The sequence below is a fragment of the Alistipes sp. UBA6068 genome, from assembly GCF_949428155.1.
In the GTDB taxonomy this organism is placed as follows: Bacteria; Bacteroidota; Bacteroidia; order Bacteroidales; family Rikenellaceae; genus Alistipes; species Alistipes muris.
In genome coordinates this window covers 25,279-40,963 of the sequence record NZ_CASQFS010000006.1, presented here as the reverse complement: position 1 = coordinate 40,963, position 15,685 = coordinate 25,279, and the positions used below count along the sequence as shown (strand labels likewise).

Sequence of the window (15,685 nt, the reverse complement as noted above, 5' to 3'; positions counted from 1 at the left end):
TTTCAGTATCAGGATGAATACATGGTATCATATTCGGCGGCTTTCGGTGGCGTTGACTGCGTTTGCCGCGCTTGTATCCTGCAATGGCTTTGTCTATGAGCAGGAGGAGGATTGCACGGTCTATTATCGGGTCAAGTTCCGCTATGACATGAATCTGAAGTTCGCCGACGCCTTTGCCCACGAGGTGAAGTCCATCAGGCTCTGCGCGTTCGACATGGAGGACGAGCTGGTGTGGGAGAGTTCCGAGCAGGGCGAGGCGCTTGCGGCCAGGGATTACGTCATGACGCTGCCCCTCGACCCCGGCAAGTACCGGCTGGTCGCATGGTGCGGACTGGGCGACGGAGCGTCTTTCTGCTTGCCGGACGCGGAGCCCGCGCGCGATCCCCGGGACCTGCATTGCCGGATGAACTGCGTTTCGGTGATCTCGCCCGAGAGTTCGGACGGTGTGAAGCAGCCCGCTTATTCCGACCGGGATTTGCAGCCGTTGTTCCATGGCATGATGGAGGTGGAGCTGCCCGACAATCACGACGGGGGAGAGTACATTTATGAAATGTCGCTCACCAAGGATACGAACGTCTTCCGTGTGGTGTTGCAGCATCTTTCCGGCGAGGACATCCACCCGGCCGACTTCGAGTTCAGCATCGAGGACGACAACGGCTGGCTGGCGTTCGACAATTCGATACTTCGCGAGGAGCCTGTCGTGTATCGGCCGTGGAAGGTCTATTCCGGAGCGGCGGGTGTGGAGAAGGGTCGCGCCATCACTTCTGTGCAGGTCGCTGTGGCGGAGCTGACCGTGAACCGCCTGGTCATGAGGGACTGGACGAAGTACAGACAGCCCATGCTGACCATCCGCTCTGCGTCGGACGGCAAGCTGATCGCTTCCTTGCCCGTCATTGATTACGCCTTGCTGGTAAAGGGCGCGCACCATCAGCAGATGGACGACCAGGAGTATCTCGACCGCGCGGACGAGTACAACATGACTTTCTTCCTCGACCGGAACGACAACTGGGTAAGTACCGTGATCCAGGTCAATTCGTGGCAGGTAGTGCTCAACGATTCGGGTCTGGATTGAGCAGGCGTTTTTTCAGTAGGATAAAATGAAACTTATGTCGCGACATATCCTTTGGATGGCTCCGGTGTTCTGTCTCGTCTTGACGCTGGGGGCCTGTCAGCGGAAAGCGGGTGCCGATACGCCCTCCGGTGCCGACGGTACGGTGACGCTCGTGCTCAATACGGAAGTTCTCGGGGCGCCGCGCTCCGGGGCGGACGACGGTTTCCCGGACGAGGAAAAGATGGAGACGCTGCGTATCGTCATCCTGCATGCCGACGGTACAGTGGAGTACAACCGTTTGCTGGATTTCGGCGCCGGTTTGCAGACCGCATGCACGCAGCTCGTCAAGGTGAGGGAGGCCGAGACGAAGGCGGTTTATCTGATAGCCAACGAAGCGAGCGTTTCCGGCTTGGACAATATGGAGCTGGACGGTTTCGCGGCAGGCGACGCCGGGTTCGGGGAGAAGGTCGGCAATCTCTCTTTCGTCCCCGACTACGCAGGCCCTTCTATCCCGATGAGCGCCATGTACGAAGTGGAGGTCGGGCAGGCGTCGAAAGAGTGCCGGTTCTACTTGGTGCGTGCCGCCACGAAATTCACGTTCCGTTTCAAGAACATGCGCAGCGGCCCGGTTACGGTAAACAGCATTGCGGTTTCGGACATTGCAGGCCATACCTATCTGATGCCCCGCAAGAAGAGCCCGACGATGCGGTTTCGGGAAGCGGACGGGAGCGAAAGCGAACTTTTCTGGATAACCTGGCTGAAAAGGGTCTCGGACGAATCGCAGCGAAATCCCGACGACAGGGAGCTGGCGGACAAAAGAGGGTGGATCATGGACTACGACATCCCTGCCGGGACGCTTTCCGATAGGGTCACGGTTCCGGCGCCGGACAATTTCCGGGTGGCCGGATTCGCATACGACATGGGGGTGCCGAAACCCGGCACGGCCGTCTATCCGGCGTTCTACCTCCCGGAAAGCAAGAGCCTGAAAGCGCCCGGCGGCAATCCGGACGGCGAGCAGGCCTACACCATGACGTTCCGCTTGACGGACGACAACAACATGGAGCAGGTGTTCAGCCGTCCTTTCGGTAACCTCAAAGCCCTTTTCCGCAATACGCATGTCGTGGTGGATGCCACCTTTCAGGAAAAGGAGGTACAGGTCGATGTGATTCCTTACAGCGAAGTGATTCTCGAACCCGAGTTCGGATTGTAGCTCATAGCAAGCGTAGAAAGATGAAGCGTTTTATATTGTGTCTCCTCGTTTGTTCGGCGGTCTTTGCAGCCATGGGCTGCCGGGACGATTTCATGGCCGACGGCCTCGCCGAAAAAGGCATGGCCCGGGTGTGCGCCACGGTGGATTTCAAGCCCATGTCTGTCGGACTTGTGCAGACACGGGCCGCCGGCGATGCCATCAAGGAGATTTCCAGCCTTCATGTGCTGTTGTATGATTATCAGAGCGGCAAGCTCGTGAAAAGTTATTCGGTCGCGGATTACAAGGCTTCGGAGATGGACCGTGCCGACGCGGATGCCGAGAACGGGGTGAGCGCCGAGTCCCGGACCAAGCGCGTCACGTTCGAGCTGCCGGAAAAGATCGCTTTCGGCAGATATCGCATGTACGCGGTGGCCAATATCCCCGATTTGCTCGAAGTCCATGCCGGTGCTGTCGGCACCGTGGCGGGGCTCAAGAGCCTGCCGCTCACTTGGAACGCCACCGACATGGCCGCCAACGGTCAGATGATCGGGTATTTCACGAAGACTTCTTCGGTGCAGCCGGAGGACCAGCCGCTCGAATTGCATGAAAATACCCTCAACCTGCATGCGTGGCTGCGCCGCGCAGCTTCCAAAGTGACCGTCGCCTACGACGGCAGCGGGTTGAAAGAGGGCGTTTTCATCTATATTCAGTCGGTGCAAATCAAGGACATACCGCAGCAGTGCTATCTCGGAAAGGACAATAACGTCGGTGCCGCAGGCTATGCGCTGGATTTTCCCGCGAACGGACCCGACATGCCCGACGGCGAGACGATCTATTATCACGACGGCGGCCATTCCGACGATTTCGATTGCGACGACGGCTGCAAGGGCCATTGCATCATGGTGGGTGCTCCCTACTTGGGTTCTCACGGCGAGACCGATCCGGCGCTGTTCTTTTATGAGAACATGCAGGGCACGGGCAAGGACAAAAGGCAGGACGCCGACGGCGACGGTGTGCTGGATGCGCCCGGGCTGCCGAACGACCCGGACAAATATCCGGATTACAAGCTCAAGGACGACAAGACCTACGGTACATACATAGAGGTCAAGGCCCGCTACATCTCCAACAACTCCGAGAAGCTGGGCAACGGTCCCATCACCTATCGTTTCATGTTGGGACAGGACGTGATGAAAGACTATGACGCTCGCCGCAACTGCCACTACAAGGTGACGCTGAAGTTCAAGAATTTCGCCAACGAGGCCGACTGGCACATCGAGTACGAGGAGCCCGAGCCGGGCGTGATGGCCCCCGAGCCTTATTATATTTCCTATCTCTACAACCACTCCATGATGTATCCCATCAAGGTGGCGACGGGCGGCAGGAAAATCGAGTACATGAAGGCGGAAATCATCGACAACCGCTGGGCGCCCCACAACGCCGAGCCGGAGGTTTATTATGATAAGATGGACCTGCCCGAGCAGAACCAGTGGAACGGTTTTCTGTCGCTCCACCAGACGATGCAGACGGTCATCTTCGGAACTACCAACGAGTTCTATTACAACCAGATTCCCAAGCGGGGCGAGCGCGAGTACCGGGATTTCGACGAGGGGGAATTCGCCACGGCCGGTTCCGAAAGCACCGACACCTACCGCGTGGTGAAGCATCCGACGGAGGCCGACACGTACAACATCTACATCCCCATGTACACGCGGGCCAAGCAGCTCATAACGACGACGGGCTACACCGGCAACAATCCCTACGTGGCGCACCAGCGGAAAGCAATCGTGAAGATTACCACCAAGCTGGAGGGGCTGAATCCGCCTTTCGAGAACATCGTGCATATCTACCAGGTCCGCCGAATCGTGAACCCCAAGGGGATTTACCGCAGCAGCGGCAACAACAAGTCGTTCCATGTGGTCCTGAAGCGGCTGCCGGAGGAAAACGCGGAGCGTTTCGAGGCGTTCCAGTCGGACGGTCCGTGGCGGGCTTATGTCGTGAGCAGGCACAACGGCGACGGAATTACGCTCTCGGGCCGTTCCGGCAAGTCGGAGCTGGTCAGGAACGAAGACCCGGTCTACGGCGACATCGTGCACGGCAAGACAGGCAGTACGATAGATTTCAACGTGGATTTCAAGGCCGGAAGTCCCGGTGCGAACCGTTATGCCATCATCCGGGTCGAGTACCACAACTATACTTGCCAGCATCTGATTTTCGTCAGACAGGGGAACGAGCCCGACAATCTGCTCGACGGCGATGTGCTGTGGTATGCCGAGAACATGAAGACCCGCACGGAGCGGGCGCATACCCCCTTGGAGGAGGGTTCTCTGTTCAAGTTCGGCAACTGGGACGATCCCATCGACGCGCTGAACAACAGGAATTCCAAGTCCCCCTGGATTCATGTGGAGCCCGAAGACTTCAAATTGTCTCCGGCCGACGGTTTGGTCATCGCTGGTACGGGCGAGACTAAGCAATGGGACGAAATCCCGTTTGCATCCGTATCGGAGACCTTTGCGGACCCCACGTCCGACATGCGGGTGGCCCAGGATGCCGATTATCGGGTGCTGTTCGAGAGCGAAGAGATAGAGCAGGGCTACGGCGTTCTCTACGGCGACGATGCGGTGGCGACCGCCGACCATATCGACGAGGTCTACGGCTATGACTACACCCATAACAGCGAGGGCCGTGGCATGCGCGGCTGCTTCGTCTATAACAAGGTGACGGGCAAGAACCTCTTTTTCCCGATCGGCGCTTCCGGTTACGGGCACCGAAGAAACGCGGAGCATGGAATCCTGAGATATTCTTCCGGCCGGCAGAGTTACTACCCGTTGCCCGGAGTGAAGGATTGCCCGCTGTTTTACGACATTTTCAGACGACCTGGCGGAGTGTATTGGTATAATAGCCTGGTAAATAGTTGCTTGGGCTGGGACATCAATTACTTCACCTTCGATTTCAACAGCATCGGTTATGCCAACGTTGCGAGTGGCAAGGACGCTTGTTTCGTGCGCTGCATCAAGAAAGAACCATAGCCGCGTCTTGCTGCGTTTCGTAAAAAGGCGGTCCCCAGTATCTGGGGACCGCCTTTGAGCTTGCAGGGGCGGGGGACTATTAATAATATTTGATTTCCTTGCCCTCGATGGCCGACAGCAGGTTGTTCGCGGCCGACGAAGCGCCGATGCGGAACAATTCGGTCGTGAGCCACTCCTTGCCCAGGATTTCCTCGACGATGGTGTAGTAGAGCGCCGCATCTTCGGCCGTGCGGACGCCGCCCGCGGCCTTGAAGCCGACCTTGCGTCCGGTCTTGTTGTAGAAATCGCGGATGGCTTCGCACATCACGACCGCGGCTTCGGGCGTCGCGGCCACGTCGATTTTTCCGGTCGAGGTCTTGATGAAGTCGGCGCCCGCCAGCATCGAGAGAACCGACGCCTTGCGGATGAGTTCGGGGGTTTTGAGCGCGCCCGATTCGATGATGACTTTCAGCACCACGTCGCGGTCCATCTCCGAGCGGATGACCTCCACTTCGTTGGCCGCTTCGTTGTATTCGCCCGTGAGCATCCGGCCCACGTTGAGCACGATGTCGATTTCGTCGGCTCCGTTCTCGATGGCCATGGCGACTTCAAGCGCCTTGACTTCGAGGAACGTCTGTGCCGCGGGGAACCCTCCGGCGACCGACGTGATGCGCATCGGCGTGCCGTCGATGGCCAGCCCCACGGTCTCTACGAACGAAGGGTAGATGCAGATCGACGCCACGTTGGGGATATGGGGATATTTGCCGTAGAACTCGGCGGTCTTGCGGGCGAATTCCGTCACGGAGGTCACCGAATCGTTGCACGACAGGGTCGTGATGTCGATGGCCGAGTAGCAGAATTTGTAGACTTCGGCGTTGTGGTTGCGTTCGGCGAGCTTGCGTATCTGCGCCACGCGTTCGTCGACTTCCGCCGCGCTCTGCGCGGGGGCGTATTCGCTGAGCTGGTTTGCGTATTCCATAGGTATGCGGTTCGTTGGTTTGTTCTTGAAAACGGCTGCCGGCATGGTCCGGATAGTGCAAATGTAGGAAAAAATAATTGATTTTCCGCATGCGGCATGCCTGCAAAAAAAGCGCCCGGGTCGCATGTCCGGGCGCTTTTTTCATGGTCGGCAGGGAAATTATTTCCGCAGCGCTTTCAGATTGATGTCCTTGGCGGCCTTGTCGGCGAGTGCCGGGTTCTTCGACACGGCGCTCTTGAGCTGTGCGTCGGCAGTGTTCAGGTCGCCCTCTTTCACTGCGATGACGGCGCGCAGGTAGTCGGCGTCGGCCGAGTTGTCCTTGGCAATGGCTTTCTTGGCGGCGGCCAGGTCGTTGTTCATCACCGAAGCAACGGCAGCGTTGTAGCCCTCAAGCGAGTTGGCGGCCGTCTTGTAGTCGCCCTGTGCGGCAGCCAGAGCTGCCTTGCTCTCGGCGTCGGCCGACTGAGCGTACTTCTTGGCTTCTGCGGTGCGGCCGTTGGCCAGGTTCGACAGCAGGAGGTTCTTGTTGAGCTCCTTCGACGAATCCAGCGAAGCGGCTTTCTCGAACGACTTCAGCGCCGAGGCTTTCTGACCGGCCTTGGTCTGAGCGACGCCGAGGTTGTTGTAAACGCGTGCGTCGTTGTACTTCTTGGCGGCGGTTGCGAGAATCGAAACCTGCTCGTTGGCACCGTTGGCCAGCGTTTCGGCAGCGTAGAGGTATTCCTCGACGGTCAGGTCGTCACCGTTGCGGTAGGCGGCCATGATTTCGGCGTCGGTCTTGCCCTGGATGTCGGTGCTGTTGACGATCTGCGAGCGGCGCAGTTCGGGAAGAATGTCGCTCTTCAGTTCGTTGAACACCGAGGTCATGTTCTTGATTTCGCTCTCGCGCTGTGCGGGCGAGTTGTAGAGGCTCAGTACCTGGAGAATCAGGTTCTTGTCCTTGATGTCCGACTTCTCGACCAGCTCCTTGAAGCCTGCCCAGTCCTCACCGTAGGCTGCGGCGTCGATTTCCAGACCCGAGTTCTTCAGCAGTTTGGCAACCACTTTCTTACCCGATTCGCTGCGGGCTTTCGAGAGCTTGTCGTTGAACTTCTCCGGACCGTCGGGCGAAGCGTAGCCTTTGATGGCGATGTTCTGCGTAGCGCGGTCGTTGTGCAGGTTCTTGTCGACATTGTCCTTGAAGTTGCCGAGGTCGGCCTTGCGCTCGTTCTTCTTCGTCACAACCGACGAGTTGATGGCGTAGAGCAGGTCGGTCTTGTCCACTACGGTGGTCACACGCTTGTAGTTGTTGGCCATCGGCTCCATGATGTCGCCGTACTTGATGTCCTTCTGCAGGGTGTTCAGACCATAGGCTACGGTCAGACCGAATTCCTTGGCCAGCGCGGCCTTGGCAGCCTCGTCGCTGCCGGCGAGCACTTCCATCTGTTCCTTGGTGGCGATCGAGCCGTCGTTCAGGTTGACCAGCGTGAATTCCTTGCAGCCGCCGCTCGCGCACTTGATTTCGGCGCGGAGCTGGAGGGCGCACTGGTCCATGCGGGGATCGTAGGGGAATTCTACGTGCTGCGTGAAGCTGCCGCCGTTGTTGGCTACGACCGTGTAGTTTTCGTCTACGCTCGAGCCCTGGTAGAACTTGGGCGTGCCGGCCACTTCGCCGCCCTCGAATACGATGACGGGCGTAACTTTGACAACGGCTTTCTTATTGAAATAGCTTTCGGGGAACGTCACGTTGATGTCGGCGGCTACGAAGCCGTTGTTCAGCGTCAGCACCTCCGGATTGACGGTCAGGTTCACCTCGTCGCGGTTCTTGGCCATCTTCTTGAAGCAGTTGCAGCTCGAGAAAGCCAGCGCGCCGGCTACGAGCACGACGCTCAATTTCATGAAGTTTTTCATCTCGATAGAAATTTAATGTGTTTATTTTGTTGTTTGCCTCGTTCGGTTCCGTCGCCGGGTTTCCTTTTCGCAGGCGTCATGCCTGCTTTTTCCTCTTCGCCTCTCCCTCAAACAGGATGCCGCAGGGGAGCAGACAGGGCAAATATAGGAAACTCTCGGCGATTGTGCAATATTTCGGGTCGTTTTTGCGAAAAATTTTCGGCCCGAAATATCATCCTCTCACCGGATTACTCCTCTTTGTGGCCCCGGCGTTCCGGACGGGGGCGGCGTTCGCGTTCCACATAGCCCTCCGGTTTGGGGAGAAGCGCTTTGCGCGAAAGTTTCAGTTTTCCGGTCTTGGCGTCCACGCCGATGAGTTTCACGTCGATTTCGTCGCCTTCTTTCAGGCCCGTTTCGTCCATCGTCTCGAAGCGTTTGTAGTCGATTTCCGAGATGTGGAGCAGGGCGTCCTTGCCCGGCATGATTTCGACGAATGCGCCGAACGCTACGATGGAGCGGATTTTGCCGTGGTAGGTTTCGCCTACTTCCGGCACCGCTACGATGGCTTTGATGCGGGCCAGAGCGCCGTCCAGCGCGGCTTTGTCGATGCCGAAGATGTCCACGATGCCTTTCTGGTCCACTTCGGTGATGGTGATGGTCGTGCCGGTGGTCTTCTGAATGTCCTGGATCACCTTGCCGCCCGGGCCGATGACGGCGCCGATCATATCCTGCGGGATGGTAATCTGTACGATGCGCGGTACGAACGGGCGGTAGTCGGCGCGCGGTTCGGCTATGCACTCCGTAATCTTGTCAAGGATGTGCATACGGCCCTTGCGTGCCTGCTCCAGCGCCGCGGCCAGTACTTCGTACGACAGACCGTCGACCTTGATGTCCATCTGCGTGGCGGTGATACCGTCGCGGGTACCCGTCACCTTGAAGTCCATGTCGCCCAGGTGGTCTTCGTCGCCCAGGATGTCCGACAGCACGGCCCATTTGCCGCTCGCCGAATCCGAAATCAGACCCATGGCGATACCCGACACGGGTTTCTTGATTTTCACGCCCGCATCCATCAGCGCCAGCGTGCCGGCGCAGACGGTCGCCATCGACGACGAGCCGTTCGATTCCAGGATGTCCGATACCACGCGCACGGCGTAGGGGTTCTCCTCGCCCAGCGGAATCATCGGCTTCAGCGCGCGCCATGCCAAGTGTCCGTGGCCGATTTCGCGGCGGCTCAGACCGCGTGCGGCCTTGGCTTCGCCCGTCGAGAAAGGCGGGAAATTGTAGTGCAGTACGAATTGTTCGGTCCCCTGTACCAGTACTTCGTCCTTGACTTTCTCATCAAGTTTCGTACCGAGCGTCACGGTCGTCAGCGACTGCGTTTCGCCGCGGGTGAAAATCGCCGAGCCGTGGGCGGCGGGCAGGTAGCCCACTTCGCACCAGATGGGGCGGATTTCGTCCGTGCGGCGGCCGTCCAGGCGCTTGCCCTCGTCGAGAATCATGTTGCGCATGGCTTTCTTCTGCACGTCGTCGTGGAAGTACTTGTGAATCAGCGGGGCTTTCTCCACCAGTTCCTCCTCGGTGTAGCGCGAGGCGAATTCGGCTTCCAGCGCATCGAACATGTCGCTGCGCTCGTGTTTCATCGTGCCGCTCGTGGCGATGGCGTAGGCCTTGTCGTAGAGTTCGCGGATGATAGTCTGGCGCAGTTCTTCGTCGTTGACTTCGTGGCAGTAGGTGCGTTTCACATCCTTGCCCAGTTCCTTGGCCAGTTCGATTTGGACGGCGCAGTGTTTCTTGATCTCTTCGTGGGCGAACTTGATGGCTCCGAGCATCACTTCCTCCGAAACCTCCTTCATCTCGCCCTCGACCATCAGAATGTTGTCGATCGTACCGCCGACCATGATGTCCAGGTCGCATTCGGCCATCTCCGAGAATCCGGGGTTGATGGCGTACTGGCCGTTCTTGCGTACGACGCGCACTTCCGAAATCGGGCCGCCGAACGGAATGTCCGACACGGCCAGCGCGGCCGATGCGGCCAGTCCGGCCAGCGCATCGGGTTGAATATCCTTGTCCGCCGAAATCAGGTTCACCGTGACGTAAACTTCGGCGTGGTAGTCCGAGGGGAACAGCGGGCGCAGGGCACGGTCGATCAGACGTGCCGTGAGCACCTCCGCGTCGTTGGCCTTGCCTTCGCGTTTCATGAAGCCGCCCGGATAGCGGCCGCACGAGGCGTATTTCTCCTTGTATTCGACTTGCAGGGGCATGAAGTCGGTGTCGGGTTTGGCGTCTTTGGCCGCTACGACAGTACCCAGCAGCATCGTGTCGCCCATCTTGACGACTACCGAGCCGTCGGCCTGCTTGGCCAGCTTGCCCGTTTCGATCTCGATCTGGCGTCCGTCGGCCAGCGTGATGATCTTGCGGACTGCATTGTACAGCTTCTTTTCTTCCATAAATTTTTTTGACCTATAGTACTTGTTGTTGTTCGTTTTTACGAAAATGAAGGCAATCCCTTTGTGGGAGATTGCCCTCATTTCTTCCTCGCGGATTACTTGCGGAGGTTGAGCGTCTTGACGATGGCGCGGTAGCGCTCGATGTCGACCTCCTTGAGGTATTCCAGCAACTGGCGGCGCTTACCTACCAGGCGCAGCAGTGCGCGCTGGGTGCCGAAGTCGTGCTTGTTGCTCTTGAGGTGGTTCGTAAGGTGGCTGATACGGTACGAGAACAGCGCGATCTGGCTCTCGGGAGAACCCGTGTCGGTGTTGGACTTGCCGTACTGGCCGAAAAGCTCCTGCTTTTTTTCTGCGGTTAAATAAGCCATTTGTGTGTTGAGTTATTTAAGTTCCACTCTACGACGCATTCCCCTTACCGGAATCACGCCAGAGCGTTCGGCAAAGGTACGAATAAATTGATAATTAAAAATTAAAAATGAAGAATTATTGCTTATTTGCAATAAAAAGGGCGTATCTCCCGGGAAAATCGTATTTTTGCGGTATAAAAGTACGAATTTTATGCTGAAAGGGTATATGGCGTGTGCCGTCGCCGCGGTCTGTCTGGCGGCCGCGGGGTGTTCGCTCCGCAAGGATTACACGGTCGTCGAGGGGGTCATGTTGGGGACTTCGCTGCGGGTCGTGGCCGACGTCGGGGGAGTCGGTAAGCAGGAGTTGTATGCCGCCGTCATGGAGCTCGACCGCGAGGCCAAGGCGTCGATGTCGATTTTCGACGAGGGTTCGCTGCTCAGCCGGCTGAACCGCAACGAGACCGACAGCGTCGACCGCCATATAGCTTATTGTCTCCGGCTCGCCGACAGCATCGGCGCTTTAAGTAGCGGCCGTTACGACGTCACCGTCAAGCCGTTGGTCGAGGCATGGGGTTTCGCCGGCAAGGAGCCTGCGCGCGAGCCGAACCTCGATTCGCTGTTGGAGTTCGTCGGGCGTGAAAAGGTGGCTGTTCGCGACGGCCGGCTGTTCAAGTCCGACCCGCGCGTGCAGCTGGATTTCAATTCGGTGGCCAAAGGGTATACGGTCGATTTGCTGGCCGGGCTGGTCGAGCGGTTCGGGGCGCAGAATTACCTGGTCGACATCGGCGGCGAGGTGCGCTGCAAGGGGTCCAACCGGCAGGGCAGGCCGTGGCGAATCGGGGTCGAAACTCCGTTCGACGGCAACATGACCGACGGCGAATATGTCCAGAAGCGCGTGCGGATGACCGACGGCGGACTGGCTACGTCGGGCAATTATCGGCGGTTCTATATCGACGGGCAGGGCCGCAAGGTGGCCCATACCATCGACCCGCAGACGGGCCGCAGCGCCGTGTCGCGGCTGCTGTCGGTCACGGCGGCCGCTCCGACCTGCGCCGAAGCCGATGCGCTCGGGACCATGTTCCTGGCAATGGGGGCCGACGATGCGCTCGCCGTTGCGCAGTCGATGCCCGGGGTCCGGGTTTATTTCATCCTGGCGGGCGACGACGGTTACGAAGAGTATGTTTCTCCTGCCATGCAGGAACTGATAATGAATTGAGCAAGCCATGAAAAGTGCCGTGTTCCTTTACAACGCCCAGTCCGGCAGAGGCCGTATCCGGCGCAACGTCGAGCGGGTTTGCGATGTTTTCCGCGAGGGCGGCTACGACATTCTGCCCGTGCCCATCGACTTCGGTGCCAATCCGTTCGACGGCCATGAGCAGATCGACCTGATGGTGGTCGCGGGTGGCGACGGGACGGTCAATTTCGTGGTCAACGCCATGAAACAGAAAGGGTTGGACATTCCCGTCGGCATCATCCCGGCCGGTACGGCCAACGACTTCGCCAAGGCGCTCGGCATGTCCGACAGGCCGCTCGAAGCGGCGCGGCAGATTGCGTTCGGGCGCGTCGACCGGGTCGACTGCGGACGCGTCAACAACCAGTATTTTGTCAACGTGCTTTCGTTCGGCATCTTCACCACCACCTCGCAGCACACCTCCAACACCAGCAAGCACCTCATCGGCAAGCTGGCCTATCTGATCGAGGGGGTCAAGGAGTTCCGGTCGATGCACGCCGTGCCGCTCGAAGTGGTGGCCGACGGCGAGGCTTTCGACCTCGATTCGCTTATCGTGCTGGTTTTCAACGGAGAGACTGCCGGAGGGTTCCGCCTGGCGCGCAATTCGTCGGTGCGCGACGGGCTGTTCGATTGCCTGATGCTCGAAAAGAAGAACGTCATCCGTTCGACCGAGGCGATGATTCGCTATCTGTTGGGCGGCAGGCCCCGCATCATCCGTCAGCTGCAGGCCCGGCAGCTCGACATCCGGTCTGCTCTCAACGAGCCTACCGACGTCGACGGGCAGAAAGGGGCCGGGTTCCCGCTCCATATCGAGTGCCTGCCCGGCGGGCTGCAGGTCATGTGTGCCAACGATAACTAACCGTCATTCCGACCATGCCACAGAGTGTCAAATACAAGTCCGCGGCCGCGCGCGAGAATCTGAAGAAGGTCTCGATTTCGCGCATCAAGAAGGAGATGGCCGACGTTTCCTATCTTTCAGACGACCTGGTGATTACTTCGCTGGATGCCCAGCACAACACCACGGCCCAGTATCCCGTGACCATCGACGGTTTTTCGGTCGTCGTCATGATGGCGGGCGAAGCGACCGTCTCCATCGACATGAAGAACCACGTCGTGCGGCCCAATTCGATTGTCTTCTTCAACCCCGGCAGCATCATCCGCACGGTCAAGTGTTCGGCCAACGCCGCGGCGTTCGTGCTCGCTTTTTCCAAGTCGTTCGTCAACGAAATCCAAATCGACCTCTCGGCGTCGCTGCCCGTCTACATGCGTTTCGGCAAGAACCCCGTGCTGCAGGTTTCGCAGCAGGACGTCGCCGAAATCCGGCAGGTGTTCCGGCTCGTCAAGTCCATGCTGCTCAGCGACAAGGAGCGTTACCGCCACGAAATCATCCGGTCGCTGTTCACCACGGCGTTCTATCTGATTATCGACATCAACCAGCGCGAGGAGCACGGCGGGCAGAAGCAGGGGCGCTGCGAGGTGCTTTTCAGCGAGTTCATGAAGCTGTTGGAGGCGCACCACAAAAGCCAGCGCAACGTCAGTTTCTACGCCCGGCAGCTCAACATCACGCCCAAATACCTCTCGGCCGCGGTCAAGGAGGTCAGCGGCAAGACCGCCGCAAGGTGGATCGACGAATCGGTCATCCTCGAAGCCAAGACCTTGCTGAAATATTCCGGCATGAGCATCCAGGAAATCGCCTACCACCTCAATTTCTCGACCCAGTCCTTCTTCGGCAAGTATTTCAAGCAACATACCGGTACTTCGCCTTCGCGTTACAAGAGGCGGGGTTAAGCAAGGCAGTTCTGGCCCGGAATGGCATGGGCTACGGTTCATTTCAAGCCCCTTTTCCTGCCCCGGCAGGTCCGAACGGCTTCGGTCTGCCGGCGGCTCGCCGAAAAGGTGCGCGCCAGCGTGGTCCGGCAGATTCAGCAATCCGCTGACGGCATACGGCCGAAGAGGCTAAAACGTTTTAACAAACCGCTGAAACGATTCAGCACGCCGTTAGCTATACATCCCAGTCTGGCAGAAAACATTGAGCATTTTTCTGTCATTCATCCGAGCGATTGCTTCAGCGCCTGCTGCGGGCTTCCGCGCTGCTGCGTCGGGAGCCTTGACGGAAGTCGGGGAGAGCGGCTGGTACTTGTCGGCTTCGCCTCGTGTTGCGGGCGAAGGTCGCGTGGGTGCTTTTGCATTCCGTGCGAACAATGTGTCGCCGCTTGCAGTCACAGATCGAGCATTCGGCGACTCCGTGCGCTGCGTCCAGCATCTGCCGGGCTGCCTTGCTCCCCCCCCCTAAAAAAAGAAACGCACCCCGAACGGCGGGGTGCGTTGTCCTGGCGAACGATGCCGGGAAGACTTACGCTTCCTTGGCGGCAAGCGCCTTGTCGACCTCGATGATGAAGTCCGAGAGCACGTTCATGTAGTTGATGAACGCGTCGTAGGCCGAATCGTAGGGGTTGAAATAGGAGTGTACGTCGCCGTCCGAGAGCCATTTGGTGGCCATGTAGTAGAAGTGGTCCGAGGTCTGGAGGAAGTTCCACACGTAGTCGAAGTCGGGGTTGCCGAGCCGTGCGATTTTATCCTTGAGGGCGTAGAGCTTGGAGAACGCTTCGTTTTGCAGTTCGTTGCCCAGCCAGGCCGTTACGTCGCGCTCTTCGTCGGCCCACGACATGGTGTGCGGGCAGTGGAGCACCGATACGGGCTGGTACTTCGCGGCGGCTTCGCTCACCGTGGCGAATTCCAGTTCGTTGGTAGCCAGCAGGGCTGCGGGCAGCGACCGCATGAACTCGAAGATCCCCGTGTCGGCGGTCTGGTGTTCGCCGAACGTTTCGTAGTCCATGAACAGGTTGATCACTTCGCCCGGCGTGTCTTCCGAGGCGAGCCACCCGGCGAACTTGGCGGCCGTCAGCGGCCACTGGTCCCAACCCTGGTTGGAGAAACGGAACGCGATGTCGTCCGAGAGCTTGTAGTTGCGCAGCAGCAGACGCATCCGCTGGTCGATGGCGTTGGCATAGACGAAGTTGGGCGACTTCCAGCCCAGCACGTGCTTGGCGCCTTCGGCCAGCATCGTGTGGAAGCCCATTTCGGCCACGGCGGCGCCGATGTCGTCCGAGTAGATCAGCTCGGTGTTGCGGAACGCCGTGGGTGTTTTGCCGAACTCCTTTTGGACGGTTTCGACATGGAGCTGCACCTGCCGGGCGAAATCCTCCTTCGATGCCAGCGCCGCCAGCGAATGGGAGTAGGTTTCGGCCAGGAACTCCACGCAGCCCGTGTCGGCCAGCTCCTTGAACGAGGCCAGCACCTCGGGCGCGAACTTGCGGAACTGCTCGATGGCGCTGCCCGTGACCGAGAACGAACAGCGGAATTTCCCCCCGTTTTCGCGGATAAGTTTGAGCAGCAGGGCATTCATCGGCAGGTAGCACTGCCGGGCGACTTTCTGCATGATCGAACGGTTCAGCAGATCGTCCAGGTAGTTGTGGTCCTTGCCCATGTTGAAGAAACGGTATTTCTTCAGTCGCCAGGGCTGGTGGACCTGAAAATACAGACAGACGGTTTTCATGCGGGGCTGTT

At 58.8% G+C, this 15,685-nt stretch carries 11 protein-coding genes; 6 read left to right on the top strand and 5 right to left on the bottom strand.

The genetic code is table 11. The features are described 5' to 3' along the window. The first annotated feature begins 13 nt into the window (after nucleotides 1-13). The 3 genes from QVG21_RS04680 to QVG21_RS04670 are packed head-to-tail and all read left to right on the top strand — an operon-like array spanning nucleotide 14 to nucleotide 5,266. Nucleotides 14-1,072, top strand: coding sequence for a FimB/Mfa2 family fimbrial subunit (locus QVG21_RS04680; protein ID WP_251214957.1), 1,059 nt, complete (start codon nucleotides 14-16; stop codon nucleotides 1,070-1,072). 34 nt (nucleotides 1,073-1,106) lie between these two features. Further along, nucleotides 1,107-2,261 carry a hypothetical protein gene (locus QVG21_RS04675; RefSeq protein WP_287922666.1) on the top strand — a complete coding sequence of 385 codons (1,155 nt, stop codon included), beginning with the start codon at nucleotides 1,107-1,109 and terminating at the stop codon, nucleotides 2,259-2,261. Nucleotides 2,262-2,281: 20 nt separating this feature from the next. Continuing rightward, nucleotides 2,282-5,266, top strand: coding sequence for a DUF4906 domain-containing protein (locus QVG21_RS04670; RefSeq protein ID WP_287922664.1), 2,985 nt, complete (start codon nucleotides 2,282-2,284; stop codon nucleotides 5,264-5,266). A 79-nt stretch (nucleotides 5,267-5,345) separates the two neighbouring features. Here QVG21_RS04670 and deoC read toward each other — a convergent pair whose 3' ends face one another. From deoC to rpsO, 4 genes are all read right to left on the bottom strand, one after another. After that, nucleotides 5,346-6,224 (bottom strand): deoxyribose-phosphate aldolase, encoded by an 879-nt coding sequence (gene deoC, locus QVG21_RS04665; protein ID WP_287922662.1) that lies wholly within the window; start codon nucleotides 6,222-6,224, stop codon nucleotides 5,346-5,348. A 159-nt stretch (nucleotides 6,225-6,383) separates the two neighbouring features. Further along, a complete protein-coding gene (locus QVG21_RS04660; protein WP_287922820.1) occupies nucleotides 6,384-8,102 on the bottom strand; it encodes a hypothetical protein in 1,719 nt (572 codons plus the stop codon). A gap of 239 nt (nucleotides 8,103-8,341) precedes the next feature. Next, nucleotides 8,342-10,540: a polyribonucleotide nucleotidyltransferase gene (gene pnp, locus QVG21_RS04655; RefSeq protein ID WP_251214961.1), complete on the bottom strand. Its 2,199-nt coding sequence runs from the start codon at nucleotides 10,538-10,540 to the stop codon at nucleotides 8,342-8,344. A gap of 95 nt (nucleotides 10,541-10,635) precedes the next feature. Next, nucleotides 10,636-10,908, bottom strand: a complete 273-nt coding sequence (rpsO, locus tag QVG21_RS04650; RefSeq protein ID WP_019151684.1) for a 30S ribosomal protein S15 — start codon at nucleotides 10,906-10,908, stop codon at nucleotides 10,636-10,638. Between the two features lie 190 nt (nucleotides 10,909-11,098). On the opposite strand from rpsO, the gene QVG21_RS04645 reads away from it, so the two are divergent. From QVG21_RS04645 to QVG21_RS04635, 3 genes are read left to right on the top strand one after another with little or no spacing between them, the layout of a single operon-like run. Beyond that, complete coding sequence (locus QVG21_RS04645; RefSeq protein ID WP_287922656.1) at nucleotides 11,099-12,103, top strand: FAD:protein FMN transferase; 1,005 nt, start codon at nucleotides 11,099-11,101, stop codon at nucleotides 12,101-12,103. 7 nt (nucleotides 12,104-12,110) lie between these two features. Continuing rightward, nucleotides 12,111-12,977: a YegS/Rv2252/BmrU family lipid kinase gene (locus tag QVG21_RS04640; RefSeq protein ID WP_287922654.1), complete on the top strand. Its 867-nt coding sequence runs from the start codon at nucleotides 12,111-12,113 to the stop codon at nucleotides 12,975-12,977. A 14-nt stretch (nucleotides 12,978-12,991) separates the two neighbouring features. Further along, a complete protein-coding gene (locus tag QVG21_RS04635) occupies nucleotides 12,992-13,906 on the top strand; it encodes an AraC family transcriptional regulator (protein WP_251214964.1) in 915 nt (304 codons plus the stop codon). A gap of 565 nt (nucleotides 13,907-14,471) precedes the next feature. Here the strand turns inward: QVG21_RS04635 and QVG21_RS04630 are convergent. Further along, nucleotides 14,472-15,674 (bottom strand): glycoside hydrolase family 57 protein, encoded by a 1,203-nt coding sequence (locus QVG21_RS04630; RefSeq protein WP_251214396.1) that lies wholly within the window; start codon nucleotides 15,672-15,674, stop codon nucleotides 14,472-14,474. Nucleotides 15,675-15,685 lie beyond the last annotated feature (11 nt).

Bases quoted from the DNA above. Each gene is read 5' to 3' on its own strand.
- QVG21_RS04680 (WP_251214957.1), top strand. From the start codon at position 14: ATGAATACATGGTATCATATTCGGCGGCTTTCGGTGGCGTTGACTGCG.
- QVG21_RS04675 (WP_287922666.1), top strand. From the start codon at position 1,107: ATGTCGCGACATATCCTTTGGATGGCTCCGGTGTTCTGTCTCGTCTTG.
- QVG21_RS04670 (WP_287922664.1), top strand. From the start codon at position 2,282: ATGAAGCGTTTTATATTGTGTCTCCTCGTTTGTTCGGCGGTCTTTGCA.
- deoC (WP_287922662.1), bottom strand. From the start codon at position 6,224: ATGGAATACGCAAACCAGCTCAGCGAATACGCCCCCGCGCAGAGCGCG.
- QVG21_RS04660 (WP_287922820.1), bottom strand. From the start codon at position 8,102: ATGAAATTGAGCGTCGTGCTCGTAGCCGGCGCGCTGGCTTTCTCGAGC.
- pnp (WP_251214961.1), bottom strand. From the start codon at position 10,540: ATGGAAGAAAAGAAGCTGTACAATGCAGTCCGCAAGATCATCACGCTG.
- rpsO (WP_019151684.1), bottom strand. From the start codon at position 10,908: ATGGCTTATTTAACCGCAGAAAAAAAGCAGGAGCTTTTCGGCCAGTAC.
- QVG21_RS04645 (WP_287922656.1), top strand. From the start codon at position 11,099: ATGCTGAAAGGGTATATGGCGTGTGCCGTCGCCGCGGTCTGTCTGGCG.
- QVG21_RS04640 (WP_287922654.1), top strand. From the start codon at position 12,111: ATGAAAAGTGCCGTGTTCCTTTACAACGCCCAGTCCGGCAGAGGCCGT.
- QVG21_RS04635 (WP_251214964.1), top strand. From the start codon at position 12,992: ATGCCACAGAGTGTCAAATACAAGTCCGCGGCCGCGCGCGAGAATCTG.
- QVG21_RS04630 (WP_251214396.1), bottom strand. From the start codon at position 15,674: ATGAAAACCGTCTGTCTGTATTTTCAGGTCCACCAGCCCTGGCGACTG.